Source organism: Candidatus Protochlamydia sp. W-9 (assembly GCF_001950615.1).
Taxonomy (GTDB): Bacteria; Chlamydiota; Chlamydiia; order Chlamydiales; family Parachlamydiaceae; genus Protochlamydia; species Protochlamydia amoebophila.
In genome coordinates this window covers 1-503 of record NZ_BCPZ01000272.1, presented here as the reverse complement: position 1 = coordinate 503, position 503 = coordinate 1, and the positions used below count along the sequence as shown (strand labels likewise).

The following is a 503-nucleotide window of genomic DNA, read 5'->3' as shown; positions in this document are numbered from 1 at the left end:
ATACTCATTATAGTCTTCGCGCCACTTTTCAATCGTGCTACGAGCATCCTTAACATTTAAAAACCAATTTTCATTTAAGCATTCATCACGAAGCTTTCCATTGAAACTTTCAATGTAACCATTTTGCATTGGCTTACCGGGTTGAATATACTTCCAGCTAATTTTGTTATCCCATGACCACTTCAAAATAGCATTGCTAGTAAATTCCGTCCCATTATCGCTTAATATGCATGCTGGCTTCCCCTCTGTCTCTATCAACTCAGATAGCTCTCTCGCAACACGAATCCCGCTGATCAAGGTATCTACCACCATCTTAAGACTTTCCCTAGTAAAGTCATCCACAATTGTTAGAATCCGAAGGCGCTTTCCATTGGCTAATGCATCTGAAACAAAGTCAAGAGACCATCTTTGATTTGGCCTAGAAATCTCCTCAGGTCCTATTCTAGAACCTAAAGCTCTCTTCCTTCCACCCCTTTTTCTGATTTTGAGACCACTCTCTTTGT

General features: G+C 40.4%; 1 protein-coding gene. It reads right to left on the bottom strand.

The features are described 5' to 3' along the window. On the bottom strand, nucleotides 1-503 hold a 503-nt coding region (locus BU804_RS08065), incomplete at both ends, for an integrase core domain-containing protein (protein WP_143298962.1).